Annotated in this window: 26 protein-coding genes; 16 read left to right on the top strand and 10 right to left on the bottom strand. The window is 72.9% G+C overall.

Features of this window, described 5'->3' with window-relative positions:
* Window positions 1–28 precede the first annotated feature (28 nt).
* Entirely contained in the window at window positions 29–1,228 is a 1,200-nt protein-coding gene (locus GLX25_RS16705; protein WP_155843923.1) for an aminotransferase class I/II-fold pyridoxal phosphate-dependent enzyme, read from the bottom strand.
* A 153-nt stretch (window positions 1,229–1,381) separates the two neighbouring features.
* Here GLX25_RS16705 and GLX25_RS16700 point away from each other — a divergent pair, with 153 nt between their 5' ends.
* The 6 genes from GLX25_RS16700 (at window position 1,382) to GLX25_RS16675 (ending at window position 7,999) form a co-directional block, all read left to right on the top strand.
* A complete protein-coding gene (locus GLX25_RS16700) occupies window positions 1,382–3,091 on the top strand; it encodes a S1C family serine protease (RefSeq protein WP_155843659.1) in 1,710 nt (569 codons plus the stop codon).
* A gap of 151 nt (window positions 3,092–3,242) precedes the next feature.
* On the top strand, window positions 3,243–4,298 hold the full coding sequence (locus tag GLX25_RS16695) for a glycosyltransferase family 2 protein (protein ID WP_240898395.1): 1,056 nt from the start codon (window positions 3,243–3,245) through the stop codon (window positions 4,296–4,298).
* Window positions 4,299–4,300: 2 nt separating this feature from the next.
* Window positions 4,301–5,113: a CDP-alcohol phosphatidyltransferase family protein gene (locus tag GLX25_RS16690; RefSeq protein WP_240898394.1), complete on the top strand. Its 813-nt coding sequence runs from the start codon at window positions 4,301–4,303 to the stop codon at window positions 5,111–5,113.
* A gap of 49 nt (window positions 5,114–5,162) precedes the next feature.
* Window positions 5,163–6,008 carry a glycosyltransferase family 2 protein gene (locus GLX25_RS16685; RefSeq protein WP_155843920.1) on the top strand — a complete coding sequence of 282 codons (846 nt, stop codon included), beginning with the start codon at window positions 5,163–5,165 and terminating at the stop codon, window positions 6,006–6,008.
* 42 nt (window positions 6,009–6,050) lie between these two features.
* On the top strand, window positions 6,051–7,355 hold the full coding sequence (locus GLX25_RS16680) for a CDP-glycerol glycerophosphotransferase family protein (RefSeq protein ID WP_166548932.1): 1,305 nt from the start codon (window positions 6,051–6,053) through the stop codon (window positions 7,353–7,355).
* 50 nt (window positions 7,356–7,405) lie between these two features.
* The gene (locus tag GLX25_RS16675; RefSeq protein WP_155843657.1) at window positions 7,406–7,999 is read left to right on the top strand and encodes a hypothetical protein; all 594 of its coding nucleotides are present in this window, start codon (window positions 7,406–7,408) and stop codon (window positions 7,997–7,999) included.
* Between the two features lie 9 nt (window positions 8,000–8,008).
* Here GLX25_RS16675 and GLX25_RS16670 read toward each other — a convergent pair whose 3' ends face one another.
* From GLX25_RS16670 to GLX25_RS16650, 5 genes are all read right to left on the bottom strand, one after another.
* The gene (locus tag GLX25_RS16670) at window positions 8,009–9,010 is read right to left on the bottom strand and encodes a hypothetical protein (RefSeq protein ID WP_155843655.1); all 1,002 of its coding nucleotides are present in this window, start codon (window positions 9,008–9,010) and stop codon (window positions 8,009–8,011) included.
* Window positions 9,011–9,083: 73 nt separating this feature from the next.
* Window positions 9,084–9,857 carry an ABC transporter ATP-binding protein gene (locus tag GLX25_RS16665; RefSeq protein WP_155843653.1) on the bottom strand — a complete coding sequence of 258 codons (774 nt, stop codon included), beginning with the start codon at window positions 9,855–9,857 and terminating at the stop codon, window positions 9,084–9,086.
* Window positions 9,857–10,654, bottom strand: coding sequence for an ABC transporter permease (locus tag GLX25_RS16660; RefSeq protein WP_155843918.1), 798 nt, complete (start codon window positions 10,652–10,654; stop codon window positions 9,857–9,859). Before GLX25_RS16660 ends, GLX25_RS16665 begins: the two co-directional genes overlap by 1 nt.
* A gap of 135 nt (window positions 10,655–10,789) precedes the next feature.
* Window positions 10,790–11,482, bottom strand: a complete 693-nt coding sequence (locus GLX25_RS16655) for a phosphocholine cytidylyltransferase family protein (RefSeq protein ID WP_166548931.1) — start codon at window positions 11,480–11,482, stop codon at window positions 10,790–10,792.
* Between the two features lie 99 nt (window positions 11,483–11,581).
* Window positions 11,582–12,556, bottom strand: a complete 975-nt coding sequence (locus GLX25_RS16650; RefSeq protein ID WP_155843651.1) for a hypothetical protein — start codon at window positions 12,554–12,556, stop codon at window positions 11,582–11,584.
* A gap of 94 nt (window positions 12,557–12,650) precedes the next feature.
* Between GLX25_RS16650 and GLX25_RS16645 the strand changes: the two genes are divergently transcribed.
* Genes GLX25_RS16645 through GLX25_RS16635 form a run of 3 tightly spaced genes read left to right on the top strand, consistent with a single transcriptional unit; the run spans window position 12,651 to window position 15,874 of the window.
* Window positions 12,651–14,015: an ABC transporter ATP-binding protein gene (locus GLX25_RS16645; protein ID WP_155843649.1), complete on the top strand. Its 1,365-nt coding sequence runs from the start codon at window positions 12,651–12,653 to the stop codon at window positions 14,013–14,015.
* The gene (locus tag GLX25_RS16640; RefSeq protein ID WP_155843648.1) at window positions 13,991–15,565 is read left to right on the top strand and encodes a hypothetical protein; all 1,575 of its coding nucleotides are present in this window, start codon (window positions 13,991–13,993) and stop codon (window positions 15,563–15,565) included. Before GLX25_RS16645 ends, GLX25_RS16640 begins: the two co-directional genes overlap by 25 nt.
* 21 nt (window positions 15,566–15,586) lie before the next feature.
* Window positions 15,587–15,874 (top strand): DUF3039 domain-containing protein, encoded by a 288-nt coding sequence (locus tag GLX25_RS16635; protein ID WP_155843646.1) that lies wholly within the window; start codon window positions 15,587–15,589, stop codon window positions 15,872–15,874.
* 33 nt (window positions 15,875–15,907) lie between these two features.
* Here GLX25_RS16635 and GLX25_RS16630 read toward each other — a convergent pair whose 3' ends face one another.
* Entirely contained in the window at window positions 15,908–17,227 is a 1,320-nt protein-coding gene (locus GLX25_RS16630) for a nicotinate phosphoribosyltransferase (RefSeq protein ID WP_166548930.1), read from the bottom strand.
* Window positions 17,228–17,251: 24 nt separating this feature from the next.
* Entirely contained in the window at window positions 17,252–18,172 is a 921-nt protein-coding gene (locus GLX25_RS16625) for an EamA family transporter (protein ID WP_155843644.1), read from the bottom strand.
* A gap of 68 nt (window positions 18,173–18,240) precedes the next feature.
* Here GLX25_RS16625 and GLX25_RS16620 point away from each other — a divergent pair, with 68 nt between their 5' ends.
* From GLX25_RS16620 to GLX25_RS16600, 5 genes are all read left to right on the top strand, one after another.
* Window positions 18,241–19,152: a LysR family transcriptional regulator gene (locus GLX25_RS16620; RefSeq protein WP_155843642.1), complete on the top strand. Its 912-nt coding sequence runs from the start codon at window positions 18,241–18,243 to the stop codon at window positions 19,150–19,152.
* A gap of 16 nt (window positions 19,153–19,168) precedes the next feature.
* Window positions 19,169–20,023, top strand: coding sequence for a glutamate racemase (gene murI, locus GLX25_RS16615; RefSeq protein ID WP_166548929.1), 855 nt, complete (start codon window positions 19,169–19,171; stop codon window positions 20,021–20,023).
* A complete protein-coding gene (rph, locus tag GLX25_RS16610; RefSeq protein ID WP_166548928.1) occupies window positions 20,020–20,811 on the top strand; it encodes a ribonuclease PH in 792 nt (263 codons plus the stop codon). The genes murI and rph overlap by 4 nt, the downstream gene beginning before the upstream one ends.
* A 23-nt stretch (window positions 20,812–20,834) precedes the next feature.
* The gene (gene rdgB, locus GLX25_RS16605) at window positions 20,835–21,446 is read left to right on the top strand and encodes an RdgB/HAM1 family non-canonical purine NTP pyrophosphatase (protein ID WP_155843915.1); all 612 of its coding nucleotides are present in this window, start codon (window positions 20,835–20,837) and stop codon (window positions 21,444–21,446) included.
* Between the two features lie 225 nt (window positions 21,447–21,671).
* Window positions 21,672–22,601, top strand: a complete 930-nt coding sequence (locus GLX25_RS16600; RefSeq protein WP_155843640.1) for a cation diffusion facilitator family transporter — start codon at window positions 21,672–21,674, stop codon at window positions 22,599–22,601.
* Window positions 22,602–22,623: 22 nt separating this feature from the next.
* Here GLX25_RS16600 and GLX25_RS16595 read toward each other — a convergent pair whose 3' ends face one another.
* Entirely contained in the window at window positions 22,624–24,270 is a 1,647-nt protein-coding gene (locus tag GLX25_RS16595; protein WP_155843638.1) for a cell wall-binding repeat-containing protein, read from the bottom strand.
* A gap of 212 nt (window positions 24,271–24,482) precedes the next feature.
* On the opposite strand from GLX25_RS16595, the gene GLX25_RS16590 reads away from it, so the two are divergent.
* Complete coding sequence (locus GLX25_RS16590) at window positions 24,483–24,848, top strand: PadR family transcriptional regulator (RefSeq protein WP_155843636.1); 366 nt, start codon at window positions 24,483–24,485, stop codon at window positions 24,846–24,848.
* On the top strand, window positions 24,848–25,750 hold the full coding sequence (locus tag GLX25_RS16585) for a hypothetical protein (RefSeq protein WP_155843634.1): 903 nt from the start codon (window positions 24,848–24,850) through the stop codon (window positions 25,748–25,750). Before GLX25_RS16590 ends, GLX25_RS16585 begins: the two co-directional genes overlap by 1 nt.
* A 13-nt stretch (window positions 25,751–25,763) precedes the next feature.
* On the opposite strand, the gene GLX25_RS16580 is transcribed toward GLX25_RS16585, so the two are convergent.
* Complete coding sequence (locus tag GLX25_RS16580; RefSeq protein ID WP_155843632.1) at window positions 25,764–26,012, bottom strand: hypothetical protein; 249 nt, start codon at window positions 26,010–26,012, stop codon at window positions 25,764–25,766.
* Window positions 26,013–26,082 lie beyond the last annotated feature (70 nt).

Here is a 26,082-nt window from a genome sequence, read left to right as displayed (position 1 = left end):
GACCGCCCTGCCCGCACCGGCTGCCGACTCATCCCATCGCCGCGAGCCGCTCCGCGGCAGTCTCGAGCACCTCGCGCCGCTTGCAGAAGGCGAACCGCACGAGGCTCCGCACCTCGTCGCGGCGCTCCGGGTGCACGAACGCCGTGACGGGCACGCCGACGACGCCCGCGCGATGTGGGAGCTCGCGGCAGAACGCGTCGCCGTCGTGCGCGCCGAGCGGCGCGGCATCCGCCACCACGAAGTAGCCCGACGCCGGCACCGACGGCGTGAAGCCCGCGGCCGTGAGGCCCGCCACGAGCAGGTCGCGGCGTGCCGCGAGCTCGGCCGCGGCATCCGTGAAGTACCGGTCGGGCAGGTCGAGCCCCGCCGCGATCGCGGGCTGGAACGGCGCGCCGTTGACGAAGGTCAGGTACTGCTTCACCGCGAGCACGGCCGTCACGAGGTGCGCGGGGCCGGTGACCCAGCCGATCTTCCACCCCGTCGTGTTGAACGTCTTGCCGCCCGACGAGATCGAGACCGTGCGCTCCCACGCGCCCGGGTGGGTCGCGATCGGCACGTGCTGCCCGTCGAAGACGAGGTGCTCGTAGACCTCGTCGGTGACGATGAGCGCGTCGTGCCGGTGCGCGAGCTCCACGATGACGTCGAGCGTCGCCTCGTCGAGGAGCATGCCCGTCGGGTTGTGCGGCGAGTTGACCAGGATGACGCGCGTGCGGTCGGTCACGGCGGCGCGGAGGTCGTCGTGGTCGGGCCGCCAGTCGGGGAAGCGCAGGGGCACGGTGCGGTGGATGCCGCCCGCGCGCGCGATGACCGCCCCGTACGCGTCGTACGACGGCTCGAACGTGACGACCTCGTCGCCGTCGTCGACGAACGCCAGCAGGGTGGCCGCGAGCGCCTCGGTCGCGCCGGCCGTGACGAGCACCTCGTGCGCCGGATCGACCGACAGGCCGTACCAGCGGTGCTGGTGCCGGGCGATCGCCTCGCGGAGCACGGGCAGGCCCGGCCCCGGCGGGTACTGGTTCACGCCGGTCGCGATCGCCTCGCGTGCGGCGTCGAGCACCTCGCGCGGGCCGTCCTCGTCGGGGAACCCCTGCCCCAGGTTGATCGCTCCCGTCGAGACGGCGAGCGCGCTCATCTCGGCGAAGACGGTCGGGGCGACGCCGCCGTCGGGGGCGAGCAGGCCCGCTCCGGCTGCGGTCCGCTGCCACGGTGCGAGCGGTCGTGAGGGCATGGCATCCACGCTCACACCGTATGCCACGGTCCGGCGGCTACGCTGACTGCGGCGCCCGGGCGGTTCACGGTGGCGACATAGCTTCGACATAGGGACCGCCGATTCGCCGCACAGCTTGGAGCGGGATGCTGGCATCCGCTGGAAGGAGCGAAGATGACCGAGACCAACACCGGCGGGATCGAGCAGACCCCGGAGCAGCAGCCCGCGCCGACGGCGCAGGGTGCGGACGCCGCGGAGGCCACCGCCCAGGTCGAGACCCCCCGCGCCGAGGCGCCCGCCGAGCCCGTGACCGAGTCGGCCACGCCGGCGCCGCAGGCCGCCCCGGCCGCGCCCGCCGAGGCCGCTGCGCCGGCCGAGGCCGCTGCGCCCGCCGAGGCCGCCGCGCCCGCTGTGCCCGCCGCGCCCGCCGCGCCCGCGCCGCGCCCGACCGGCACCGTCTACACGCCCGGCCAGGCCCCGCAGCCGTACGTGGCGGGCCAGTACCGCCACGAGCCGGCCGCCGCGCCGACCGCGGGCCAGACGCAGCCGACCACGCCGATCGCCGGAGCACCCGGCACCGCGCAGGCCGGCGGCGCCGGAACCGTCCCGCCCGCCTTCGGCGGTGCCCCGGCCCCGGCGCCGGCCCAGGAGCCCGCGCCCAAGCAGCGCCGCGTCGGCTTCGGCGTCGCCGCCGCGATCGTGGCCGCCGCGCTCATCGGCGGCGCGTCGGGCGCCGGCATCACCGCGCTCATCACCAACGACGGCGACAGCGCCGTCGAGCAGACCTCGTCGGGCACGCAGCGCATCGTCGTGAACGACGACGGCTCGGTGAACCAGGTCGCAGCCGTCGCCGCGGCCGCGAGCCCGAGCGTGGTCACCATCGAGGTGAGTGGCGGCCAGTCGGGCGGCACGGGCTCCGGCATCATCCTGTCGGAGGACGGCTACGTCCTCACGAACACCCACGTCGTCACGCTCGACGGCGCGACCGGCGACGCGTCGATCCAGGTCAAGGCCGACGACGGCACGCTGTACTCGGCCGAGCTCATCGGCACCGACCCGCTGAGCGACCTCGCGGTCATCAAGCTGACGGATGCCTCCGGCCTCACGCCGATCGAGTTCGCCGACTCGAGCGAGCTCAACGTGGGCGACACCGCGATCGCGATCGGCGCGCCGCTCGGCCTCTCCGGGACCGTCACGAACGGCATCGTCAGCGCGCTGAACCGCAGCATCGACGTGGAGTCGTCGGCGGCGCCCGAGACCACGCCCGACGGCGGCGAGGGCGACCAGGGCGACCAGGGCGGCTCGGGCGAGAGCCCGTTCGACTTCTGGAACTTCGACGGCGAGCAGGGCGGCGGCTCGGGCTCGTCGAGCGGCGGCGGCCTGATCTCGATCCCGGTGATCCAGACGGATGCCGCGATCAACCCGGGCAACTCGGGCGGCGCGCTGCTCGACGGCGAGGGCAAGCTCATCGGCGTGAACGTCGCCATCCTCTCCGCCGGCGGCAGCTCGAGCGAGGCCGGCAACATCGGCGTCGGCTTCGCGGTGCCCTCGAACCTCGCCGAGCGCATCGCGAGCGAGATCATCGAGAACGGCTCGGCCACGCACGGCCTGCTCGGCGCCACGGTGACCTCGGCGCAGGCGAGCGGCGAGAGCTCGACGGTCGGCGCGCTCATCTCCGAGGTGAGCGCGGGCGGCGCCGCCGAGGCGGCGGGCCTGCAGTCCGGCGACGTCGTGACGGCGCTGAACGGCATCCCGATCACCGACCAGACCGACCTGACCGCGCAGGTGCGCGCCCTGGCCGGCGGCGCGGAGGCCGAGCTGACCTACACGCGCGACGGCGAGTCGAACACGGTGACCGTGACCCTCGGCACGTTCGAGGGCTGACGCCGAGCCCGCCTTCCCGGGCGATCGCTCCCACGGGGGCCGGACCAGCGGTCCGGCCCCCGTTCCCGTGCGCCGGGAACCCCGCGTCGGCACGGCGATCGCGAGGGTGCCTGCTGCTAGGCTCGATCGACCCTGTGCACGAGTGAGGACCATGCCCGACCAGCCCCATCCGGCGGACCTGTCGCCGCCGATCGGCGTCTCGTATGTCATGCCCGTGTTGAACGACGCGTCGCACGTCCGGGACGCGGTCGAATCGATCCTCGCGCAGGAGTACGACGGCCCGGTCGAGGTGCTGATCGCCCTCGGCCCGTCGATCGACGGCACGACCGAGCTCGTCGAGGCCCTGGCATCGCGCGACGCGCGCGTGCACGTGCTCGAGAACGAGGTCGGGTCGACGCCCGCCGGGCTCAACATCGGCATCCGCGCGGCCGTGCACCCGGTCGTGGTCCGCGTCGACTCGCACTCGATGCTGCCGGTCGACTACACGCGCATCGCGGTCGAGACGCTCGTGCGCACGGGCGCCGACAACGTGGGCGGCATCATGGACGCGCGCGGCGAGACGCCGTTCGAGCGTGCCGTGGCCCTCGCGTACACGACCCCCGTCGGCCTCGGCGGTTCGGCGTTCCACGTCGGCGGCCGCGAGGGTGCGGTCGAGACGGTCTACCTCGGGGTGTTCCGCAGGAGCGCGCTCGAGCGCGTCGGCCTTTTCGACGAGACGATCAAGCGCGGCCAGGACTGGGAGCTGAACCGGCGCCTGCGGCAGACGGGCGGAACGGTCTGGTTCACGCCGGAGCTCGCGGTCACGTACCGCCCTCGGTCGAGCCTCGAACGACTCGCCCGGCAGATGTTCTCGACCGGGCTCTGGCGCGGCGAGCTGGCGCGCCGGTTCCCCGCCGCGAACGGCCTCCGCTACTTCGTGCCGCCGGCCATGGTCGTCGGCGTCGTGCTCGGACTCGTCCTCGGGGTCATCGGCGTCGTGCAGGCCGCGATGGGCCAGGCGCCGTGGCTGCTCGTCGGCTTCGCCGTGCCGCTCGTCTACCTGCTCTTCGTGATCGCCGCGACGTTCGCGTACGCGCGGGGCCGAGGTGCGGCGACGGCCGGATGGTTCGTGCTCGTGCTGCCGTGCATCCACGTCGCGTGGGGGACGGGGTTCGTGCTCGGCTACCTCTCGCTGACGAGCAACATCGCCGAGCACACGGGAAGGTGAGCATGTCGGAGCCCATGCCGGAGCGGGGGATCCCGTCGAGCCTCGCCGAGCAGCGCGAGGTGACGCAGCCGCCCGAGGTGCGCGGCCGCAGGAACGCGGAGCACTGGACCGCCTCCCTGTACCTGCGCAACCTCTCGCCGTACCTGACGTGGCTGCTGCTGCACACGCGGATCTCGGCGAACGGAGTGACCGGGCTCATGATCCTCGTGGGCTGGTCGACCGCAGCGGCGCTGCTGATCCCCGGCATCTGGGGCGCCCTGCTCGCGGTCGTGCTCGGCCAACTGCAGATGCTCGTCGACTGCTGCGACGGCGAGGTCGCGCGCTGGCGTCGCACGTCGAGCCCCGCCGGCGTGTTCCTCGACAAGGTCGGGCACTACTCGACCGAGGCGCTGATCCCGCTCGCCCTCGGCATCCGCGCCGCCGCGTACCCGCTGGAGTTCCCCGCCGACTTCCTGTGGACGACGATCGCGGCCCTGCTGGCGCTCGTGATCGTGCTGAACAAGGCGCTGAACGACATGGTGCACGTGGCACGCGCCAACGCGGGCCTGCCGAAGCTCGCCGACACCCACGGCGAGACCGCGCCGCGCGGGGGCCTCATCGCGACCCTCCGGAAGGCCGCCCGGTTCGTCCCGTTCCACCGCCTGTACCACTCGGTCGAGCTGACCCTGATCGCGTTCGCGGCGGCGGTCGTGGGGCTGTTCGCCGGGCAGCCGCTCGTGGACCGCGTCGTCGTCGCGGCGCTGCTGCCCCTGGCGGTGCTGGCGCTCGTCGGCCACTTCGTCGCGATCATGGCCTCGCGTCGTGTCCGTGCCTGAGGCGACTCCGACGACGGCTCGACCCCGCGTCGGGGTCGTGGTGCTGACGATGGGCCGGCGTCCCGTCGAGCTCATGCGCGGCATCCGGAGCGTGCTCGACCAGCAGGACGTCGACGTCGACGTCGTCTGCGTCGGCAACGGCTGGGACCCGGCGACGGCCGAGCCGCCGCTCCCCGCCGAGGTGCGCACGCTGCACCTCCCCGAGAACCTCGGCATCCCGGCCGGCCGCAACCGGGGCGTGCCCGAGGTCGCGGGCGGCGTCCTGTTCTTCCTCGACGACGACGCGTACCTTCCGAGCCCGACGTTCCTGGCCGACGGATGCCGCCTGCTCGCCGCGCGAGCCGACCTCGGGCTCGTGCAGCCGCGCGTCGTCGACCCGACCGGCCTCGAATCGCCGCGGCGATGGATCCCGCGCATCCGGAAGGGCGATCCGGCGCACTCGAGCGACGTGTTCTCGTGCTGGGAGGGCGCGGTGCTCATGCCCAGGCCCGCGTTCGAGGCATCCGGCGGCTGGGCCGACCCGTTCTTCTACGCCCACGAGGGCATCGAGCTGGCCTGGCGCGTGTGGGACGCCGGCTACCGCGCCTGGTACGCGGGCGACCTCGAGGCCGCGCACCCGGTCATCGACCCGGCACGGCACGCGTACTACCACCGGCTGAACGCCCGGAACCGGGTCTGGCTCGCGCGCCGCAACCTGCCGGCGATCCTCGTCCCCTGCTACGTCGGCTCGTGGACGGCGATCCAGGTGCTGCGGTGGTTCCGCCGGCCCGCGGCGCTCCGCGCCTGGTTCGCCGGCTGGCGTGCCGGCTGGCGCGAGGACCCGGGTGAGCGGCGCCCCATGCGCTGGCGCACCGTGCTGCGGATGGCCCTCGCCGGGCGTCCCCCCGTCGTCTGACCCGCGTCACGAGCCGTGCGCGACGGCGGCTACCCTTGGACGGTGGAACTGAGGAGAGACGCGCGCCGCGCCGTGAAGCTCGTGCAGAACGTCCTTCGCTCGCGACGCGCGCAGCGACTGATCGCCGAGAAGCTCGCGGAGCAGGGGGCCCTCGAGCCGCACCGGTTCCGCGTCGGCGTCTACTTCGCCGATGGCAGGGTCAACCTGTACCAGCTGCGGCAGTGGTACAAGCCGCTCGCGCGCCTCGCCGAGCGGCACCCCGTGCTCCTGCTCAGCCGCGCGTCGGGCGCGGCGCTCGCGCTGCTCGACGAGTCGCCCCTGCCCGTCGCGTACGTCCGCCGGGTGGCCGACCTCGAGCACGTCATCCACGAGCAGGACCTGCACGTCATCCTCTACGTCAACCAGAACGCCAAGAACTTCCAGATGATGCGCTACGGGCGCCGCTGGCACGTGTTCATCAACCACGGCGAGTCCGACAAGATGTACATGACCACCAACCAGTTCAAGGCCTACGACTACGCCCTGATCGCCGGCGATGCGGCGCGCGCACGCCTCGAGAAGGTGCTCTGGGACTTCGACTTCGACAAGCGCGCCATCCCGATCGGCCGCCCGCAGGCCGACCACTACCTCGACGGCAGCCCGCTGCCCTACCCGGACGACGACCGCGAGGTCGTGCTCTACGCCCCCACGTGGGAGGGCGACCGCGGCGCGGCCGCCTACGGCTCGATCGCGTCGCACGGCGTCGACCTGGTCCGTGCGTTCGTCGCGAGCGGCCGGCACCGCGTGATCTACCGCCCTCACCCGCGCTCGGGCGTGGTCGACCACGACTACGGCGCCGCGAACGACGAGATCAAGCGCCTGCTCGAGCAGGCGAACGCCGCGGACCCGTCGGCCCACCACCTCGTCGACGAGGGCAACGACCTCGGCTGGCAGCTCGCGGCCGCCGACGTCGCGATCGTCGACATCTCGGCGATGGTCTACGACCGCCTCGCGGCGGGCAGGCCGCTCCTCGTCACCCGACCGGTGAACCCGCAGGCGCAGGTCGACACGGGCGGCTACCTCTCCGCGTGCGAATGGCTCGACCGCGCCGACGGCGAGGCGATGCTGGCCCGCGTCGACGAGGTCGCGCACGACGCGCGGGCGCTCGAGCGTCTCGGCTACTGGGTGGAGCGCTACTTCGGCGACACGACGCCCGGCGTCACGACCCGCCGCTTCCACGACGCGATCGACCACCTCATGGCCGAGTGGGAGCGCTTCGCGGCGCTCCACGCCACCGACCCCGAGGTCGACGACCACGACGCCGAGGGCGAGGCGGCCGAGCAGTCCGACGAGATCGAAGTCGACTGACCCGCGGTCGACCCGGTGCGGTCCGGCGGACCGGAACGTATGCTCGGGCCATGGCGCAGCTGATCACCGAGGCCGAGCTCGACGAGGTCGAGCTCCGCGTCGCCGACGGACGCGGCCACGTCGGGCGGGCCGACCTGCTCGAGCGGTGGGCGACGGATGCCTCGGCCTACGAGCTCGACGACGGGATCCGGCGGGCGCACCTCCTCCTGGTCGCGGCCGAGCACCTCGAGATGGCCGGCGAGCTCGAACGGGCGCTCGACGTCGCGCGACGCGCGGCCGAGGCATCCGACGCCCGACCCCACGAGGCGACCGGCACGATCGTCTCGGTCCTGCTCGCGCTCGGGCGGCGGGAGGACGCGGTCGGCGAGGCCGACGCACTGCGCGGTTCCGGCAACGGGGAATGGTGGCGGCACCTGCACGTCGCCGAGGCGTTCGAACTCGCCGACGAGTCCGAGCTCGCCGAACGCTGGTTCTCGATCACCCTCCGGCTCGTCGAGCGCGACCCCGAGCACGACGTCGCGGACCGCCTCATCGCCCTGAGCGGCCGCTTCCGCGTCCGACGTGACGCCGGCAAGCCCGAGGACGTGCTCGACGCCGAGACGAGCCAACTGCGCGAGCTGCTCGGGTACGAGCCGATCCGGTAGCCCGGGCGCTCAGTCCGCCGCGCGGTCGGCAGCGTCGCCGGCGACCTCGGCCGACGTCTCGATCCCGTCGTCGTCGGCGACGCCGGACTCGGCGGTGCCGTCCGTCCCGTCGCGCCGCGAGGCCCCGGCGGTCAGCCGTCCGAACGGCCGGCTCGCGACGCGCCCCGCGGTCGAGACCGCGCGCGCGAGCCGCCTGCCGGCCGAGGTGAGCATCGTCTCGTCGCCGCGCGGCTCGAGTTCGGCGGGGAGCGCGAACGGTGCGGGGCCGAAGGCCAGCCTGGACTGCTGGAGCACGCGGCGGCCGAGCACGTGGTTGCCGATGCCGCCGATCGCCGCGCCGATCCCGAACGGGATGGCGCGCCCGATGATGCCCGCGCCGCCGCGCACGGCGAACTGCTTGACGAACACGTGCCGCAGCCGGTCGACGACCGTGCCCATGACGGCGCGGGGGAGCGTGCTCGTGATGATCTCGCCGAAGTAGGCGTTGCGCGGCACGCCCGTGCCGGTCGCCTGCGCGGCGAACTGGCGCACGAGGTCGACGCCCTCGCGGCCCATCATGAGCGTCATCACGAGCGCGCGGGCGCGGTCGGGGTTCTCGACGTGCAGCCCGTGCACCTCGGCGACCGACTGCGCGAAGAGCGCGGTCGCCTCGAGGAAGCCCGCAGTCTCGACGCCCGAGAGGGCGAGCGTGATGCCCGTCGAGATGCCGGGCACGACGGCGGTCGCGCCCACGGCGGCGCCGCCGGTGGTGACGGCGGTCAGGTATCGCCGCTCGAGCACGCGCACGAGTTCCTCGGGGCTCGCCGTGGGGTGGTTCCGGCGGATGGCGCGGAGGTGCGCGAGCACGATCGGTCGCTGGATCGAGAGCAGCCGGTCGAAGCCGCGCTCGAGCCCGACGGCCCGATCCGCGGGGTCGGTCGTGGGCGCGCCGTCCGCGCCGTCGGGACCCGGCGCCCCCTCCTCGGGAGCACCGCGGCCCATCGTCGTGATCCGGTGCACGCGTTCGGACATGGCGTCGATCCTAGGCGGCCCGGATGGGAAGGTAACCGGGACCCGCCCTGCGGGGCGGGGGCTTGACGACGCGTCAGCGGGTGCCGTAGTCGGCGTTGTAGCGTTCGAGCACCGCGTCGATCCCCGCGTCGAGGACGAGCGCTCCCTTGTCGAGGTAGAGGCCCCGCGTGCAGAACCGGCGCAGGTCGCGTTCGTTGTGGGAGACGAAGAACAGCGTGCGCCCGCCCTCGAGGAGTTCCTCGATGCGGCGGTAGCACTTCTCGCGGAACGCCTTGTCGCCGACGGCCAGCACCTCGTCGACGAGCAGGATGGGCTCCTCGAGCTGCGAGATCACCGCGAAGGCGATGCGCACCTTCATGCCGCTCGAGAGGTGCTTGTAGGGGGTGTCGAGGAAGTCGCCGATCTCGGCGAAGTCGATGATCTCGTCGAACTTGCCGTCGATCTGCGCGCGACTCATGCCGTGCAGGCCCGCGGTCAGGTAGACGTTGTCGCGGACGGTGAGGTCGTCGACGAATCCGCCGGTGATCTCGATGAGCGGCGCCACGCCGCCGGTGATGCGAACGCTGCCCTCGTCGGGGATGAGGACGCCCGCGACGAGCTTCAACAACGTCGACTTGCCCTGGCCGTTCCGCCCGACGACACCGATCGCCTCGCCCGGCCGCACGTCGGCGTGCACGTCGCGCAGGGCCCAGAACTCGCCGGGGCGGGTGCGTCGACGGCGACCCGAGAGGAGGTCCTTGAAGGAGCGCCGGGCACGACGGTTGCGCCGGAACCGGACACCGAGGCCGTCGACGCGGATCGCGTACTCCTCCGTGGACGGCGCCGAAGCGGATGCGGCCGGCCCCATCAGATCTCCTTCAGCACCTGGCGCTCGGAGGACCGGAACACCCAGAGCCCGAGGGCGAGGAGCACGAGGGACATGGCGGCGGAGACGCCGACGTCGAACCAGTTGAGCTCGTCGGGGAAGAAGCCCGCGCGGTAGAGGCTGAACACGCCGCTCAGCGGATTGAACGCGGCCCAGAACTGGAAGCCGCCGGGCAGGTCGCTCGTGCCGTAGATGATCGGCGAGGCGTAGAACAGGAATCGCAGGATGAGCTTCACCGCCCGCTCGAGGTCGCGGAAGAACACGACGAGCGGCGCGACGATGAGGCTCACGGCGGCGGTGAGCACGGCCTGCAGGAGGATGCCGAGGGGGAAGAGCACGAGTTCCCACGAGACGGTCGCTTCGAACACGATCGCGAAGAACGCGAGCACGGGCAGGGCGAGGAGGAACTCGATCCCCTTCGACAGCACGATGCGGTTCACCCAGATGGTCCGCGGGATCATCGTCGAGCGGACGAGCTTCGCGTCCTTGAGGAATGCGCGGGTCGAATCGCCGACGGCGCCGTTGAACCACATCCACGGCAGCAGGCCCGCGAGCAGGAAGACGATGTACGGCTGCTGGCCGACCGTCCGGTCGAACACCTGCGTGAAGACGAACCAGTAGATGCCCGCCATCACGAGCGGGTCGAGCACCGACCAGAGATAGCCGAGCGCCGACGTCGAGTACCGGACCTTCAGGTCGCGCGTCGTGAGGAGCCACAGCGAATGCCGGTAGCCGTCCCATGGCGTCCGCGTGAACGGATGCGAGTCGGCGTAGCTCATCACGATCTCATCGTAGATGGCCGGAGGCCGGCCTCCGTACCGCTCCGATCGGCGCGCTGGCTCGCCGCCGGGCCGGAGATGTGAGAAGCGGATGCCGTTGCCGGCATCCGCTTCTCACGCTGTGTGGTGCGCAGGTCACACGAAGTGGTTCGCGCGCTCCAGGTCTTCCGCGAAGTCGATCTCGACCGCGTACAGGTCGGAGACGTCCATCGGCTCGACGAGGAGGCCGTTCTTCTCGATGGCCAGCTCGAGGCCGCGCTCGAAGTAGTCCTGGTCGCCGACGCGCTGCAGGTGGGCGAGGAACGTGCCCTTGTCGCGGCTCGAGATGTAGTTGATGCCGACGGCCTCGCCGAGCCCGCCCTTGACGGTCTTCGAGAGTTCCTTGATGTAGCCCTCGGCGGTCGTCGTGTACTTCACCTCTTCGTCGGACACCTTCGCGGTGTTGACGGTCACGAAGGACTGGTCGCGGGCGATGAACGCGAGCGCGCGGTCGAGGATCGCCGGGTCGAACACCACGTCGCCGTTCATCCAGAGCACCCCGCCGGGCTGCGACGCCTGCAGCGCACGCATGAGCGACTTCGACGTGTTCGTCTGGTCGTACTCCTCGTTGTAGACGAAGGACGCCTGCGGGAACGCCTCGATGATGTGCTCGAGCTTGTAGCCGACGACGATCGTCACGGCGGCGTTGCGGCCGAACGCGTGCTCGATGTTGTCGAACTGCTGGCGCATGATCGTGCGGCCGTCGCTCAGTTCGGTGAGCGGCTTGGGGAGGGAACGCCCGAGCCGGCTCCCCATGCCGGCTGCGAGGATCACGATCTGCGTGGTCACTGCATCTCCTTCGTCGATCGGGTGCCGGAGCCTCGATTCGGTTCGAGTTCACCGGGGATTCACCCGCAAGTTCACTTCTGGACACGCCGTTATGCCGGATCACAGGATACCGGACAGCCGGAGATGCCGCTGGGGGTTGCGATGAAGCCGTAGCAGGATCGTGATGCGACGCCCGGGTTCCGCCCAGCTTCGAGGATCCGCACGCCACGACGTGAATTCGCTGTGAGAGGTCCATGGCTGCGGGCAGGGGGGTTGGTAGGTTGTCGTGGTGACTTCCGTTTCGCGATCAGGTCCTGAGGACGAGACTCCCGAAGGCACGGACACGGGGGTGTCTGCTGGTCGGGGGGAATCCGTCGCGTCCGAGCAGGGGCGTGGCGAACCGGGCCGCGCCGGCGGGACGACCGCCGGCCGAGCCACCGCGGCGAAGTCCGCCGCCGCGCGTTCGAGCGCCGCGAAGGCGTCGACCACCAAGTCCGCCGCGGCGAAGTCGTCGACGAGGAGCACGGCGGCGAAGTCCGCGGCCACGCGAGCGACGGCCGCGAAGCGGGCGTCCGCCGCCCGCGCGACCACCGCCGCCGACGACGCGACGGGGACGACGGCGGCCGAACCGGTGACGCCCGCCGCGAAGCGCACGACGAGCGCGCGGAAGCCGGCCGCATCGTCGGGCACGGCGAAGCGACCCGCATCCGAGGCCGCCGCGAAGCGCACGTCGGCGAAGTCCGGCTCCGCGAAGGGTGCGTCGACGTCGGCGAAGTCCGGCACCACGAAGGGTGCGTCGGCGCCGTCGAGCCGTTCGGCGAAGGCGACCGGAACGACCGCGACCGGGTCGGCGACGCCGGCCCCGGCGGAGTCGGGTTCGGCGCCCGCCGACCGCGCGGACGCCACGAACGAGACCGGCGCGTCCGCGCAGAAGCGCGCCGCCGCCGCCCGCAGCGAATCGGCGAGCACGTCGGCGGCGAGGGGCAGGACGGCGAAGTCGGCCCGGGCCGCATCCACTGCGGCCGCGAGGGCCCGGGCGGCCGACGCTCGCAAGGCCGCGGCATCCGCCCGCGAGCGGGTCGCCGCGTCGGTCACGACCGACACGACCGAGGCCGAGCCCAGGTCGCGCCGCGCGACCGGCCCCGTCGACCCCGTCGTCGCGGAGCCCGAGGTCGCGGAGACTGCCGCGATGGACCCGGCCGCCTCGCCGGTCGCCGACGAGCCCCGCGCCGAGGTCGTCGCCGAGCCGACGCCCGCCGAAGCGCCCGCCGAGCCCGAGGCCGCCGCCACCGCTCCGGCCGAGGATGAGCCGGCCGACGTCGTGCGCGCCGCCGAGGTGACGCGCACGTGGCATCCGGGCGGACCCGACGAGACTCCGGCGACGAGCGGCGACCTCGCCGATGCCGACGCCGAGCCCGAGCGCGAGGCCGCTCCCGAGGCGGCGACCGAGGTCGCCGATGACGACACCGCCGCCGCGGTCGAGGAGTCTCCGAACGGCACGACCGACCTGACCGGCGAGGCCATCCTGCTCGTCGGCGCCGCCACGGCCGCCGAGACCGGCTCCGCCGTCGAGTCCGAACCGGCCGCGGAGACCGACTCCGCCGTCGAGTCCGACGCCGCCGTCGAGTCCGAACCGGCCGACGCGGCGATCGAACCGGCGCCCGTCGCCGACGACCACGAGGGCGAGCGCGGCGTCGCCGTCATTCCTCTGGGGACGATCGCGACCGGCACGACGCCGATGCCGCGGAAGAAGCGGACGATCCGGGTGGCCCGCGAGGCGCCCGCGCCGGAGGCGCCGATCGTGCTCTCGATCGACGGGCTCGTCAAGCGGTTCGGCGACACCACCGCCGTCGACGCGATCAGCCTCGGCATCCGCGCCGGCTCGTTCTACGGCATCGTCGGCCCGAACGGCGCGGGCAAGACCACGACCCTCTCGATGATCACCGGGCTCCTGCGCCCCGACGGCGGGTCGGTGCACGTCAACGGCATCGACGTCTGGAAGGAGCCGCGCGCGGCCAAGCGCATCACCGGCGTGCTGCCCGACCGGCTGCGCCTGTTCGACCGGCTCACCGGTGCCGAGATGCTCTACTACGCCGGCTCGCTGCGCGGACTCGACCACCGCACCGTGCTCGATCGCAGTGCCGACCTCGCCGACGCCTTCGGCCTCGAGGACGCCCTCGACCGGCTCGTCGCGGACTACTCGGCCGGCATGACGAAGAAGATCGCCCTCGCCTGCGCGATGATCCACTCGCCGCGCATGCTGGTGCTCGACGAGCCGTTCGAGTCGGTCGACCCCGTCTCGGCGGCGAACCTCACCGACATCCTCGAGCGCTACGTCGCGGGCGGTGGAACGGTGCTCCTGTCGAGCCACAGCATGGACCTCATCGAGCGCGTGTGCGACTCGGCGGCGATCATCGTGGGCGGGCGGGTCCTGGCATCCGGCACGCTCGACGAGGTGCGCCGCGGCGACACGCTCGAGGAGCGGTTCGTCGAGCTCGCGGGCGGACGCAAGGCAGCGGAGGGCATGGAATGGTTGCACAGCTTCTCCGACTGAAGCTGCGGCTGCTCGGGAACATCTTCAAGCGGAGCGCCTGGCAGGTCGTCGGCCTCGCGATCGCGATCGTCTACGGGCTCGGCATCTCAGTGCTGCTGTTCCTGATCCTCCTCGGCCTCCGCTCGGTCGAGGACGTGGCGTTCGTGCGCGACGTGCTCGTGGTCGGCGGTGCGGCGACCGTCGTCGGCTTCCTCCTGGTGCCGCTCGTCTTCGGCGTCGACGACACGATGGATCCGCGGCGCTTCGCGCTCTTCGGCATCCCCGACCGCACGATCGCGCTCGGGCTCGCGCTCTCCGCGATGATCGGCGTGCCCGCGGTCGCGCTCGCGATCGTGCTCACGGGGACCGTCGTGACCTGGTCGCGCGGGTTCGGCACGGCCGTGTTCGCGATCCTCGGCGCACTGCTCGCGTTCGCGACGTGCCTGCTCGCGGCGCGGCTGACCGCCGGCATCGCCGGGCTGCTCCTCGAGACGCGACGGGCGCGCGACGTCGGCACGGTGCTCGGCGTGCTGTTCGTGGTCATGATCGCGCCGCTCGCCGTGGCGCTGACGACGGTCGACTGGGCGGCCTCCGGCCGGCGCGCGATCGGCGCGATCGCCGGCGCGCTGTCGTGGACGCCGCTCGGCGCTGCGTTCGCCGTCCCCGGCGAGGCCGCATCCGGCGCCTGGGGTCTGGCGTTCCTCAAGCTCCTCATCGCGGGGGCGACCGTGTGGTTCGCCTGGGTCGCGTGGAAGGCGCTTGTCGCGAAAATGCTCGTCACGCCGGGTCGGCAGGCGAGCGTGCGCAGCTACCACGGCCTCGGCTGGTTCGGGCGCACGACGGGTGGTCCGACCGGGGCGATCGCGGCGCGGAGCACCACCTACTGGTTCCGCGACTCGCGCTACTGGGTGTCGCTCCTGATGGTTCCCATCGCGCCGATCCTCGTGATGCTGCCGCTCGGCATCGCCGGCGTCCCGTCGATGTACCTGGGCCTCATCCCGGTGCCGCTCGTGTGCCTGCTGCTCGGCTGGAGCCTCCACAACGACACCGCCTACGACAACACGGCCGTCTGGCTGCACGTCGTCTCGGGCGTGCGCGGCGCGGCCGACCGCTTCGGCCGACTCGTCCCCGTGCTCGTCGCGGGCATCCTGGTGATCGGACTGGGCAGCGCCGTCACGGTCTTCGTGCTCGACGACTGGCGCCTCCTGCCGTCGCTGCTCGGCGTGAGCACGGCACTGCTCCTCGCCGGGCTCGGCATCGGGTCGATCACCTCGGCCGCGATGCCCTACCCGGTCGTGAAGCCCGGCGACAGCCCGTTCCAGCAGCCGCAGTCGACCGGCGGGATCACGGCGCTCGTGCAGTCGTTCGCGATGTTCGCGGCGCTGCTCGTCGCGGCGCCCGCGATCGGGTTCGCCGCGCTCGGCATCTTCGACGACCCGTCCTGGCACGCGGCATCTCTCGCCGCGGGCGCCGGCCTCGGCCTGCTCGTGCTCGTGATCGGCGTGTTCGCCGGCGGGCGCGTCTTCGAGCGCCGCGCCCCTGAGATCGTCGCGGCGGCCGTCCGCGCCTGATCGCGGCGTAGACTGCTCGGCATGATCCGACCCGTGCACGCGAGCATCGCCGACCCCGACGCGCCCGGTGGCGGGACCTCGGTCCTCGACCGCGAACTCGAGAAGCTGCTCGAAGAGGAGCACATCGAGCCCGGCGACCACGAGCGGTTCTCGCACTACGTCAAGAAGGAGCAGATCCTCGAGTCGGCGATGACCGGCAAGCCGGTCCGCGCGCTGTGCGGCAAGAAGTGGACCCCGGGTCGCGACCCGGAGAAGTTCCCGGTCTGCCCGGCGTGCAAGGAGATCTACGAGCGGATGAAGAAGGGCTGACGCCCGCCGCCGTCCGGTTCAGCGACCCGCCGCTCAGCGGTACGTCGTCGGGATCACCGGCTCGCCGCGTCCCAGGCGGAACGCCTCGATCGGCAGTTCCTGCATCACCTCGGCGCGGTGCGCGCGTGCGGCCTCGACGCCCGCGTGGCCCGTGAACGCGGCATCCGCTCGCCCCTCGTGCATCAGCCGGACCATGAGCGGCCGCAGCTCGTCGTCGGCCGCGAACTCGGCCTCGCCGTCGGGGCCGTCGCCGACGAACACGAGCTCCTCGCGCGCGGTGCGCGTGGAGTCGATGCGGCGCGCGGCGTTCTTGCGCCCGCCGACGCTCAGCTTCTTCGTCGACGCCTTCGCGACGCTCACCCACTCGCCGTCGTCGCCCCGGCGCGCGACGAGCTTGTAGACCATGCCGGCCGCGGGAAAGCCCGAGCCGGTCACGACCGACGTGCCCACGCCGTAGGCGTCGACTGGGGCGCCCGAGAGGGCCGCGAGTGTGAACTCGTCGAGATCGCTCGTCACGGTGATGCGCGTGTTCACCGCGCCGAGCTCATCGAGCTGCTCGCGCACCGCGGCGACCACGGTCGGCAGGTCGCCGGAGTCGATGCGCACGGCGCCGAGCCCGGTGCCGGCCACCCGAACCGCGGTCTCGACGCCCGTCGCGATGTCGTACGTGTCGATGAGGAGCGTCGTGCCAGGCCCCATGGCCTCGACCTGCGCGCGGAACGCCGCCTCCTCGCTGTCGTGCAGCAACGTGAATGCGTGCGCGGCCGTGCCCATGGTCGGGATGCCCCAGGTGCGCCCGGCCTCGAGGTTGCTGGTCGCGTCGAACCCGGCGATGTAGGCGGCGCGCGCGGCGGCGACCGCCGACGCCTCGTTGGTGCGGCGCGAGCCCATCTCGGCGATCGGCCGGCCGAGCGCGACGGACACCATGCGCGCGGCGGCGCTCGCGACCGAGGAGTCGTAGTTCAGCACCGAGAGCACGAGGGTCTCGAGCATGACCGCGTCGGCGAACGGCGCCTGGATCGTGACGAGCGGCGAGCCCGGGAAGTACGCCTCGCCCTCGCGGTAGCCCCAGACGTCGCCGCGGAAGCGGTAGTCGGCGAGCCAGTCGAGCGTCTCGTCGCGGACCACGCGCTGCTCGCGGAGGAACTCGAGTTCGGCGTCGTCGAAGCGGAAGCGCTCGATGAGCTCGAGCAGCCGCCCGGTGCCCGCGACGATGCCGTACCGGCGCCCGTCGGGCAGGCGCCGTGCGAACGCCTCGAAGAGGCTCTCGCGGTGGGCGGTTCCGTCGAGCAGGGCGGCATCCACCATGGTGAGCTCGTAGCGGTCGGTGAACAGCGCAGCAGACCCGGTCACCCGGCCAAGCCTAGTGCGAGGGGGTCAGGATGCCGCGGCGGCGGCGCGCGGCGGGGCATCCGGCCGACGGGCCCCGGCAGCGGTGCGTGCGCGGGTGCGGGAGCGGAAGCCGACCGCGATCACGTTCGCGACGGTGACGAGCGCGAGCCCGACGAGCTGCCACGTCGCGAGGGCCTCGCCGAGGACGACGAGTCCGGCGAGGGCGGCGGCCGCCGGGTGCACGCTCTGCAGGACGGCGAACCGCTGCCGCGGCATCCGTCGTAGCACCATGAGGTCGATCGAGTAGGGGATCGCGGAGGAGAGCAGCCCCGCGATCGCGCCGACGCCGAGCACCAGCGCGATCGCGCCGGGCTCGAGGCTGAGGAGCACCACGACGAGGAGGGGCGCCGTGAGGACCGCCGCGACGGTGGTCGCGACCGCCGTGGCCTGCACGCCGGGCAGGGACCGGCCCGCGCGCTGGCTCAGCAGGATGTAGGCCGCCCAGGCGGCCGCCGCGGCGAGGGCGAACGCGATGCCGAGCGGATCGATACCGGGCACCGTGCCCGTGAGGAGCACGACGCCCGCGGCGGCGAGCACCGCGGCGACGAGGTCGATGCGGCGGCGGGATCCGAGGATCGCGAGGGCGAGCGGACCGAGGAACTCGATCGTGACCGCCGGGCCGAGGCCGATGCGCTCGACCGCGGCGTACAGGGCGAGGTTCATCACGACGAGCACGCCGCCGAGGAGCATCGCCGGTCGCAGCACCGACCACGTGAGGTCGCGACGGCGAGGGCGTGCGACGGCGAGCAGCGCGACGGCCGCCACCGCCTGGCGGAGGGCGACGACCCCGGCCGGGCCGACGAGGGGGAAGATCGTCGCGCCGATCGCCGCGCCGACCTGCACGGATGCCGCGCCCCCGACGACCGCGGCCGCGCCGCCGACCCCATCGCCCCTCACCTGTCCCATGGGGATGACGGTACGTGGCTATTGACGCGCTGAGAAATGCAATGCACGACCATTGATACGCTCACTGCATGGAACTGGAGCTGCGCCACCTCCGCGTCCTCATCGCCGTCGACGACGAGCGATCGTTCACGGCCGCCGCCGACCGGCTCGGGATGTCGCAGGCCGCGGTCTCGCGGTCGCTCGCGGCGCTCGAGCGTGAGGTCGGCGCGACGCTCATGCATCGGACCACGCGGCGCGTCGAGCCGACCGAGGCCGGCACCATGCTCGCCGGCGTCGCGCGGCGGATCACGGCGGAACTCGACCGCGCCGTCGCGTCCCTCCGCGGCGAGCGCGCCGTGATCCGGGTCGGGTACGCCTGGGCCGCGCTCGGGGCGCACACCACGGCAGTGCTCCGCGCGTGGAACCGCGCCCGCCCCGCGACCCCGATCCGCCTCGTGCGCATCAACTCGCGCGACGCCGGGCTCCTCGACGGGCACGTCGACCTCGCCGTCGTGCGGCACCCGGTGCTCCCGCCCGAACTCGAGTCGGAGGTCGTCGGGCGCGAGCAGCGGGTCGCGGCGCTGCCCATCGACCATCCGCTGGCCGACCGCGAGGCCGTCTCGCTCGCCGACCTCACCCCGTGGGAGGTCGCGGTCGACCGCCGATCGGGCACCACGACGCGGGAGCTCTGGGAGGCGCGGGGGGTCGCGGCGCCGCCCCTCACCTGGAGCGGCGACGTCGAGGAGTGGCTCGACCTCATCGCCGCCGGCGACGCGATCGGCGTCACCTCGGAGGCGACCGCCCACCACCTGCCGCGCCCCGGCGTGGTGTTCGTGCCGATCGACGACGCGCCGCCGATGGAGGTGCGCCTCGCGTGGCACCGGAACCACCGGCACCCGTCGTCGGGGCGCATCGCCCGCGCGGTGCGGGCGGCGTACGCGGCAGGCGCGACCGGGGGCGCGACCGGGGGCGCGATCGGGGCCGGCGCGCCGCCCGCCTGATCTAGGCTGGTGGCTCGTGAGTGATGCACCGATCGGGATCTTCGACTCGGGGGTCGGCGGCCTCACCGTCGCCCGCGCGGTGCGCGACCAGCTCCCGAACGAGTCGATCCTCTACGTCGGCGACCTCGAGCACTCGCCCTACGGGCCCAAGCCGATCGCCGACGTGCGCCGCTACGCGCTCGCCGTGCTCGACGACCTCGTCGCGCAGGGCGTGAAGATGCTCGTGATCGCCTGCAACACCGCGTCGTCGGCCATGCTCCGCGATGCGCGCGAGCGCTATGACGTGCCGGTCGTCGAGGTGATCCAGCCCGCCGTGCGGCGGGCCGTCGCGGCGACCCGCAACGGGCACGTCGGCGTGATCGGCACCGCCGGGACCGTGCAGTCGCGGGCGTACGACGACGCGTTCGCGGCCGCGCCGCACCTCGAGCTCTCGTCGGCCGCGTGCCCGCGCTTCGTCGAGTTCGTCGAGTCCGGCGTGACGACCGGGCCCGAGGTGCTCGCCGTCGCCGAGGAGTACCTCGCGCCGCTCCGCGCGGCGGGCGTCGACACGCTCGTGCTCGGCTGCACGCACTACCCGTTCCTCAAGGGCGCGATCTCGTACGTCATGGGGGAGGGAGTGAGCCTCGTATCGAGCGACGTCGAGACCGCGAACGACGTCTACCGCGTGCTCGTCTCGCAGGGTCTCGAGCGCCGATCGCCCGAACCGCCCCTGCACCGATTCGAGGCGACGGGCGGCTCGAGCGCCGCGTTCCTCGACCTCGCCCACCGGCTCATCGGCCCCGAGATCTCGCAGGTCGAGCTCGTGCAGACCGGTGCCCTCACGCTGCCCGCCGCCGCCGCGGCATCCGCCATCGACAGGAGACCGAAGTGACCGAGACCCCCGACCTCGTGCGCGCCGACGGCCGCACCCCCGACGCGCTCCGCGACGTCGTCATCGAGCGCGGCTGGAGCACGCACGCCGAAGGCAGCGCGCTCATCTCGTTCGGGAGCACCAAGGTGCTCTGCACCGCGAGCTTCACCAACGGCGTTCCGCGCTGGATGACCGGCAAGGGCAAGGGCTGGGTCACCGCCGAGTACGCGATGCTGCCGCGCTCGACGAACACGCGCAACGACCGCGAGTCGGTCAAGGGCCGCATCGGCGGCCGCACGCACGAGATCAGCCGGCTCATCGGCCGGAGCCTGCGCGCCGTGGTCGACATGAAGTCGCTCGGTGAGAACACCATCCAGATCGACTGCGACGTGCTGCAGGCCGACGGCGGCACGCGCACCGCGGCGATCACGGGCGCCTACGTCGCACTCGCCGACGCCATCGAGTGGGCCCGGGGCAGGAAGTTCATCGCCCAGAAGGCGACGCCGCTCATCGACACCGTGTCGGCGGTCTCGGTCGGCATCATCGACGGCACGCCCATGCTCGACCTCGCCTACGTCGAGGACGTGCGTGCCGAGACCGACATGAACGTCGTCGCGACCGGCCGCGGGCTCTTCGTCGAGGTGCAGGGGACGGCCGAGGGCGCGCCGTTCGATCGACGTGAGCTCGACGCGCTGCTCGACCTCGCCCTCGCTGGCACGACCGAGCTGGCCGCCATCCAGCGCGCGGCGCTCGAGGCGTCGCTCGGCGGGGCGGGCGCGGCGGGCGCCGGCGCGGGCGCCGCGAGCTGATCCGGGGTCGACGGATGCCGCAGCTGCTCGAGGTCGTCCTCGCTACGCACAACGCGCACAAGGTCGCCGAGTTCCAGCACATCCTCGGCGACGCCCTGCCGGGCCTCACCGTGCTGCCGTACGACGGGCCCGAGCCCGTCGAGGACGGCACGTCGTTCGACGAGAACGCCTTCATCAAGGCGCGCGCCGCGGCATCCCACACGGGTCGCATCGCGCTCGCCGACGACTCCGGCATCGCGGTCGACGTCATGGGCGGCTCGCCCGGCATCTTCTCGGCGCGCTGGGCCGGCCCCGGCCGCGGTGCGGAGGCGAACCTCGAGCTGCTGCTCGCGCAGCTCGGCGACATCCGCGACCCGCACCGGACCGCGCACTTCCACTGCACGATCGCCCTGGTGGTGCCGGATGCCGCGGGCGGCGAGGGGCACGAGTTCGCCGCCGTCGGCACGTGGCCCGGGCGCATCGCGACCGAGCGCGCGGGCGTGAACGGGTTCGGGTACGACCCGATCTTCCTGCCCGACGGTTTCGACGTGTCGGCCGCGGAGCTCGCGCCCGAGGTGAAGAACGCGCACAGCCACCGGGCGCGCGCGTTCCGGGCGCTGCTGCCCGAGCTGGAGCGCGTCGCGCGGTTCGGCTGACGCCGAACGGGTCCGCCGGCGTGAGCGTGCATACGGCTCATGTGCGCCGGCGTGCACATGACGAAACGCGAACGTCTCCACGCGTCACGAGGTCGATGCGCGTGCGCGTCGCCGAGCTCGACGCCGTCCGGGCGCCGGACAGCGCCGGACCGGCAGAGCGGGCGTGAGAACGGGTCTCGTTCCCATCAACGGCGGGCCGCGCCATCCGTGCCTACGCTTGAGGGGATGGGACACTCGCACGACCACGCCGCCGACGCGCATGCCGCCGGCCGCCGCCGCCTCGGGATCGCGATCGCGATCATCGCGGCGTTCGTCGTCGTGCAGGTCGTCGGCGGCCTGCTGACCGGCTCGCTCGCGCTGCTCGCCGACGCCGGGCACATGACGAGCGACCTGCTCGGCCTCGTCGTCGCGCTCGGTGCGGCGATCGTCGCCGCGCGGCCGGCGAACGACCGGCAGACCTACGGGTTCCGGCGGTTCGAGGTGTTCGGGGCGCTCTTCAACGGCGTGCTGCTCGTCGTCGTCGCGGTCGCGGTGACCGCGAGCGCGATCGGCCGGCTCGCCTCGGGCGCGACGGGCGAGGCCCACGAGGTCGCGGGCGGGCCGATGCTCGTGATCGCGATCGTCGGGCTCCTCGCGAACATCGCGGCGCTCCTCGTGCTGCGCGGCGGCGCGTCGCAGTCGATCAACCTGCGCGGCGCCTACCTCGAGGTGCTCGGTGACACGATCGGCTCGGTGCTCGTGATCGCCGCGGCGATCGTGATCGTGACGACGGGATGGGACGCCGCCGACCCGATCGCGTCGCTGCTCATCGCCGGGCTCATCGTGCCGCGGGCCCTCGTGCTGCTGCGCGACGTCATGCGCGTGCTCAGCCAGTCGGTGCCCGTCGAGACGGATGTCGCGGAGATCCGCGACCACATCCTCGGCACCGACGGCGTGGTCGCCGTGCACGACGTGCACGTCTGGGCGATCACGACCGGCGCCCACGTCTTCAGCGCGCACGTCGAGGTCGAGCCCGCCGTGTTCGCCGAGGGGCGGGTCGGCGCGCTGCTCGACGAGCTGGGCGGATGCCTCGACGAGCACTTCGATGTCGAGCACTCGACCTTCCAGCTCGAGCCGTCGGGTCGCGGGCGCCGCGAATCGACGACGCACGCCTGAGGGAACGCGCGGAGGGGCCGGATCAGCAGGCAGTGAGGGCTTCGACGCGGGCATCCAGCGACGCGGTCCCACCGAGGAGTTGCCAGTCCATGGCGCGGGCAGCCAGCGCCGCCTCGAGGCTTGCTCGTGGAATGCAGCGACTCGGCGTCAGGACGAGCGGAGCTCGGGTCGAGCCGCTGAGGGCGACCCCGCCGAGCGCGTCGGCGAAGCCGGTGCCGTTCGCCACGATCGCCGCGCCAGCCTCGGGCGCCCAGGCTGGGAAGCGCTCGACGACCCGTCGGTTCGTGTCGTAGCGATCGGCGCCGCCGATGCGCTCGGACGAGCTGTAGTTCGTGAAGTGCTCGAGCTGGTCCTGGAGCCAAGTAGTCACGGCGGCCTCGCCGCCGATGATCGCCATGCCGAGGAAGTTCGTGCCCCAGAGGAACGACCTCGTCTCCGGGTTCAACTCCGATGCCCGGCCGTCGATCAGGAGCAGGGGCGAGTCCCACAGCGCAGCGAGGGCTCCGCCGGAGAGCGCGTCGGGGAAGGCGCGACCGGTCGAGATGACGATCGACCGGCTCGGGATCCGCTCGCCGAACGCGTCCCGGATGATCGCCCGGGAGGTCGCGTAGCGGTCCGCACCCCACACCCTCGTCACCGTCGGCGCCGCCTCGGCGACCTGCGCGTACACGGCATCGCTCACGGCCGCCGGGCCACCGACGACCACGATGCGCTCCGGTGCGAGCCGCTCGAGCTCTGCTGCGATGACGCTCGGGAGAACGTCCTGGCGGGTGAGCAGCAGCACGCCGTCCTGATGCGCCGCGGCGGGTCCGGCGCTCAGGGCGTCCGGCCAGTTGAGGCCGTTCGCGAGGTAGACCACGGGGACACCGGGTGCGAAGCGTCGTGCGATCGCCGCGGACGTCGCGAACCGATCCGGTCCGGCGAGCCGCTGCACGGTTCGCTCGAGCGGGATCGGCCCGCCGTCGATGTTCCCCGTCACTGCACCGGCCGTGACATCGAACACGGTCGCGGAGTCGATCGCCGCTGCGCCCCCGAGGAACGCGTCGCGCAGGGTCGGGGGATTCCCGGCGTCGGCGAACTCGACGGTGTAGCGTCCCGCCGGAACGCGGCCCATGGCGTAGGTGCCGTCCGAAGCGGCCTCGGCCCAGTCGGCGAGCGTGGTTGCTCCGGTCTCCTCGTCGATGAGGTAGGCGTAGGCGGCCAGAGGGCCGGTCGGCGCGGCGCCGGATGACGGGACGGCAAGGGTTCCCGAGATCCCGCCGGCAGGGAGGAGCTCGATGTCGAGGCCGGAGACGCTCTCGGACTCGACGGTGACGGTCTGGGCGCGATCGGGGAAGGGCGTGTCCCCGAGCCAGGTGTCGGCGTAGGTCGTGGCGGCGGTCGCGGGCACCACCTGCACCGTGTACTCGCCCGATCCCACGTTGTTGAAGCCGTAGGCCGAGCAGCCGTTGGCCGTGAGGTACGCGCTCTCGTACGCACCGCTGTACCATCCGACGGGCACGAGGTCGACCCAGCACTCGGTGGACGGCCGCGTCCCGTCGGCGAGCAGCGGCCGGGTGATCGACCCGGAAAGGGTCCTGGTGGCCGTCGTGTCGGCGCTCGCGGAGGGCGCGGCGATCCCCGTGGAGAGCAGGATGGCAGCAAAAAGGGCGATGGTTCGGGTTCGCACGGCGGCAGGGTCCTCTGTTCGGTTCTGGCACCTCACACTATTGGGCGGATCTCGCTCAGAGGGGCGCCGTTACGGGATGGTTGCCTCCGGCAGGTTCGGCCGAGCTCGCGATGCAGGTTCGAGCGCCGGCGCGAACCCTTGACGTCCAGTTCGCCGGAATGTATCGTGACGCGATATACCGCAGTTCGATACATTCGACGATCGAGGAGACGATGAGCGCCGAGACCCAGCCGAAGGACCTGCTCCCGCTGACCGAGCCGGTCTTCCACATCCTGCTCTCGCTCGCCGACGAGGAGCGGCACGGGTACGGCATCATGCGCGAGGTGCGCGAGCGCACCGAGGGGTCGATCGTGCTCGCGCCCGGCACGCTCTACGGCGCGATCAAGCGACTCCGTGGGCTGGGGCTCATCGAGGAGGCGGCGACGCGGGTCGACCCCGAACTCGACGACGAGCGGCGCAAGTACTACCGCATCACCGGCCTCGGCGAGCGCGTCGCGTCGGCCGAGGCCGCTCGGGTGGCGGCGCTCGCCCGCCAGGCGGCCCTCAAGCGACTGCTCACGGGGTGGGGTGAGGTCTGATGTCCACGCCGGGCATCGAGGGGCGCCTGTTCGGTGCCGCGATGCTGATGCTGCCGGGGGAGTTCCGCTCCGAGTACGGGGAGGAGATCCGGGTGCTCGCCCGCGACACCGTGCGCGAGGCGCAGTCGCAGGGTGCCGGGTCCGCGCGGTCGGCGCGGACGCGGATCGTCGCCGACCTGCTGCTGGCGGCGATGCGGGAACACGCACGGAAGGAGTCCGTCATGCACTTCAACCTCGCCGGCCTCGGGGCCGGCATCGCGACGGCGATCGGCCTGCCCATGATCGTGGCGAGCTACTCGAGCTACGGGTTCTGGGGCCTGGTCCGCGGGACCGGCGCCGTGGTCGGATTCGACTCGAGCGACGTCGCCGTGCACCCGACGATCGTGCTCGTCGGCGCCCTGCTGACCGCGATCGGGCTGCTCGCGCTCGTGCATCGGCTCTCCGCCGCCGCAGCCGCGACCGTGTCGACGTTGCGCATCGCGGCTGTGGTCGGCTGCGCGATGGTCGGCCTCGGGGGCGCCGCCATGTTCGCATACGCCCTGCCGACCGTCTCGCCGTGGCGGGGTGCGTCCGACCTCGTCGGCAGCATCCTGCTCGGTGCCGGATTCCTCTCGATCCTCGGCGTCCTCATCGCCGCCGGCGTCATCGCCGTCCGCACTCGCGCCCTCGGCGCGCTCAGCTTCGCGCCCCTCGCGGTCGTGGGCAGCCTCGCGCTGCTGCTGGGCGTCGCACTCCTCGGCTTCGCGAGCGGCGTGTCGATGGAGGTGTTCCTCCGCGGACCCGCGATGGTGATCGCGGTGTGGCTCGTGCCCGTGACGTCGGTCCTCCTCGGCGCCGGCCTCGCGCTCACGCCTGCCCCGTCCGGGGCGCAGTCGAGGCCGCGCGAACCGCGCCCGGCGTGACCCGGCCGCCGGGTCACGCCCGGCGCCGCGAACGGCGCCCCGCCATGACCGCGCAGAGCGCGCCGATCGCCAGGAACACCGTGCCGAGCAGCGCCCCGGTCACGCTCGGCCCGTCGTGGTCGATGAACAGGAATGCCGGCTCGGCGACGCCCGTTCCGCGCTGCACCCAGTAGCCGACCGACTGCACCCATGACAGGCCGCCGACGGCGAAGGCGGCGATCGCGCCGGCGATCCACCACGTGCGTCCGTTGCGTTCGGTCATCCCGACCACCTCCACTGCGGCGGATGCCGCGTCTCGGTCTGGTCGGAGTCTATGTCGCGCGACGGTATAT

The organism is Agromyces luteolus (genome assembly GCF_009729855.1).
Taxonomy (GTDB): Bacteria; Actinomycetota; Actinomycetes; order Actinomycetales; family Microbacteriaceae; genus Agromyces; species Agromyces luteolus.
The sequence above is the reverse complement of the archived record's forward strand: the minus strand, read 5'-3'. Positions and strand labels throughout refer to the sequence as shown.

Coding starts and splice junctions, on each gene's coding strand:
- GLX25_RS16685 (WP_155843920.1), top strand. CDS start 5,163: ATGGGCCGGCGTCCCGTCGAGCTCATGCGCGGCATCCGGAGCGTGCTC.
- GLX25_RS16585 (WP_155843634.1), top strand. CDS start 24,848: ATGTCCACGCCGGGCATCGAGGGGCGCCTGTTCGGTGCCGCGATGCTG.
- GLX25_RS16640 (WP_155843648.1), top strand. CDS start 13,991: ATGGTTGCACAGCTTCTCCGACTGAAGCTGCGGCTGCTCGGGAACATC.
- GLX25_RS16690 (WP_240898394.1), top strand. CDS start 4,301: ATGTCGGAGCCCATGCCGGAGCGGGGGATCCCGTCGAGCCTCGCCGAG.
- GLX25_RS16600 (WP_155843640.1), top strand. CDS start 21,672: ATGGGACACTCGCACGACCACGCCGCCGACGCGCATGCCGCCGGCCGC.
- GLX25_RS16620 (WP_155843642.1), top strand. CDS start 18,241: ATGGAACTGGAGCTGCGCCACCTCCGCGTCCTCATCGCCGTCGACGAC.
- GLX25_RS16665 (WP_155843653.1), bottom strand. CDS start 9,857: ATGGGGCCGGCCGCATCCGCTTCGGCGCCGTCCACGGAGGAGTACGCG.
- GLX25_RS16580 (WP_155843632.1), bottom strand. CDS start 26,012: ATGACCGAACGCAACGGACGCACGTGGTGGATCGCCGGCGCGATCGCC.
- GLX25_RS16635 (WP_155843646.1), top strand. CDS start 15,587: ATGATCCGACCCGTGCACGCGAGCATCGCCGACCCCGACGCGCCCGGT.
- GLX25_RS16700 (WP_155843659.1), top strand. CDS start 1,382: ATGACCGAGACCAACACCGGCGGGATCGAGCAGACCCCGGAGCAGCAG.
- GLX25_RS16645 (WP_155843649.1), top strand. CDS start 12,651: ATGGACCCGGCCGCCTCGCCGGTCGCCGACGAGCCCCGCGCCGAGGTC.
- GLX25_RS16705 (WP_155843923.1), bottom strand. CDS start 1,228: ATGCCCTCACGACCGCTCGCACCGTGGCAGCGGACCGCAGCCGGAGCG.
- GLX25_RS16660 (WP_155843918.1), bottom strand. CDS start 10,654: ATGAGCTACGCCGACTCGCATCCGTTCACGCGGACGCCATGGGACGGC.
- GLX25_RS16695 (WP_240898395.1), top strand. CDS start 3,243: ATGCCCGACCAGCCCCATCCGGCGGACCTGTCGCCGCCGATCGGCGTC.
- GLX25_RS16625 (WP_155843644.1), bottom strand. CDS start 18,172: ATGGGACAGGTGAGGGGCGATGGGGTCGGCGGCGCGGCCGCGGTCGTC.
- GLX25_RS16675 (WP_155843657.1), top strand. CDS start 7,406: ATGGCGCAGCTGATCACCGAGGCCGAGCTCGACGAGGTCGAGCTCCGC.
- GLX25_RS16670 (WP_155843655.1), bottom strand. CDS start 9,010: ATGTCCGAACGCGTGCACCGGATCACGACGATGGGCCGCGGTGCTCCC.
- GLX25_RS16590 (WP_155843636.1), top strand. CDS start 24,483: ATGAGCGCCGAGACCCAGCCGAAGGACCTGCTCCCGCTGACCGAGCCG.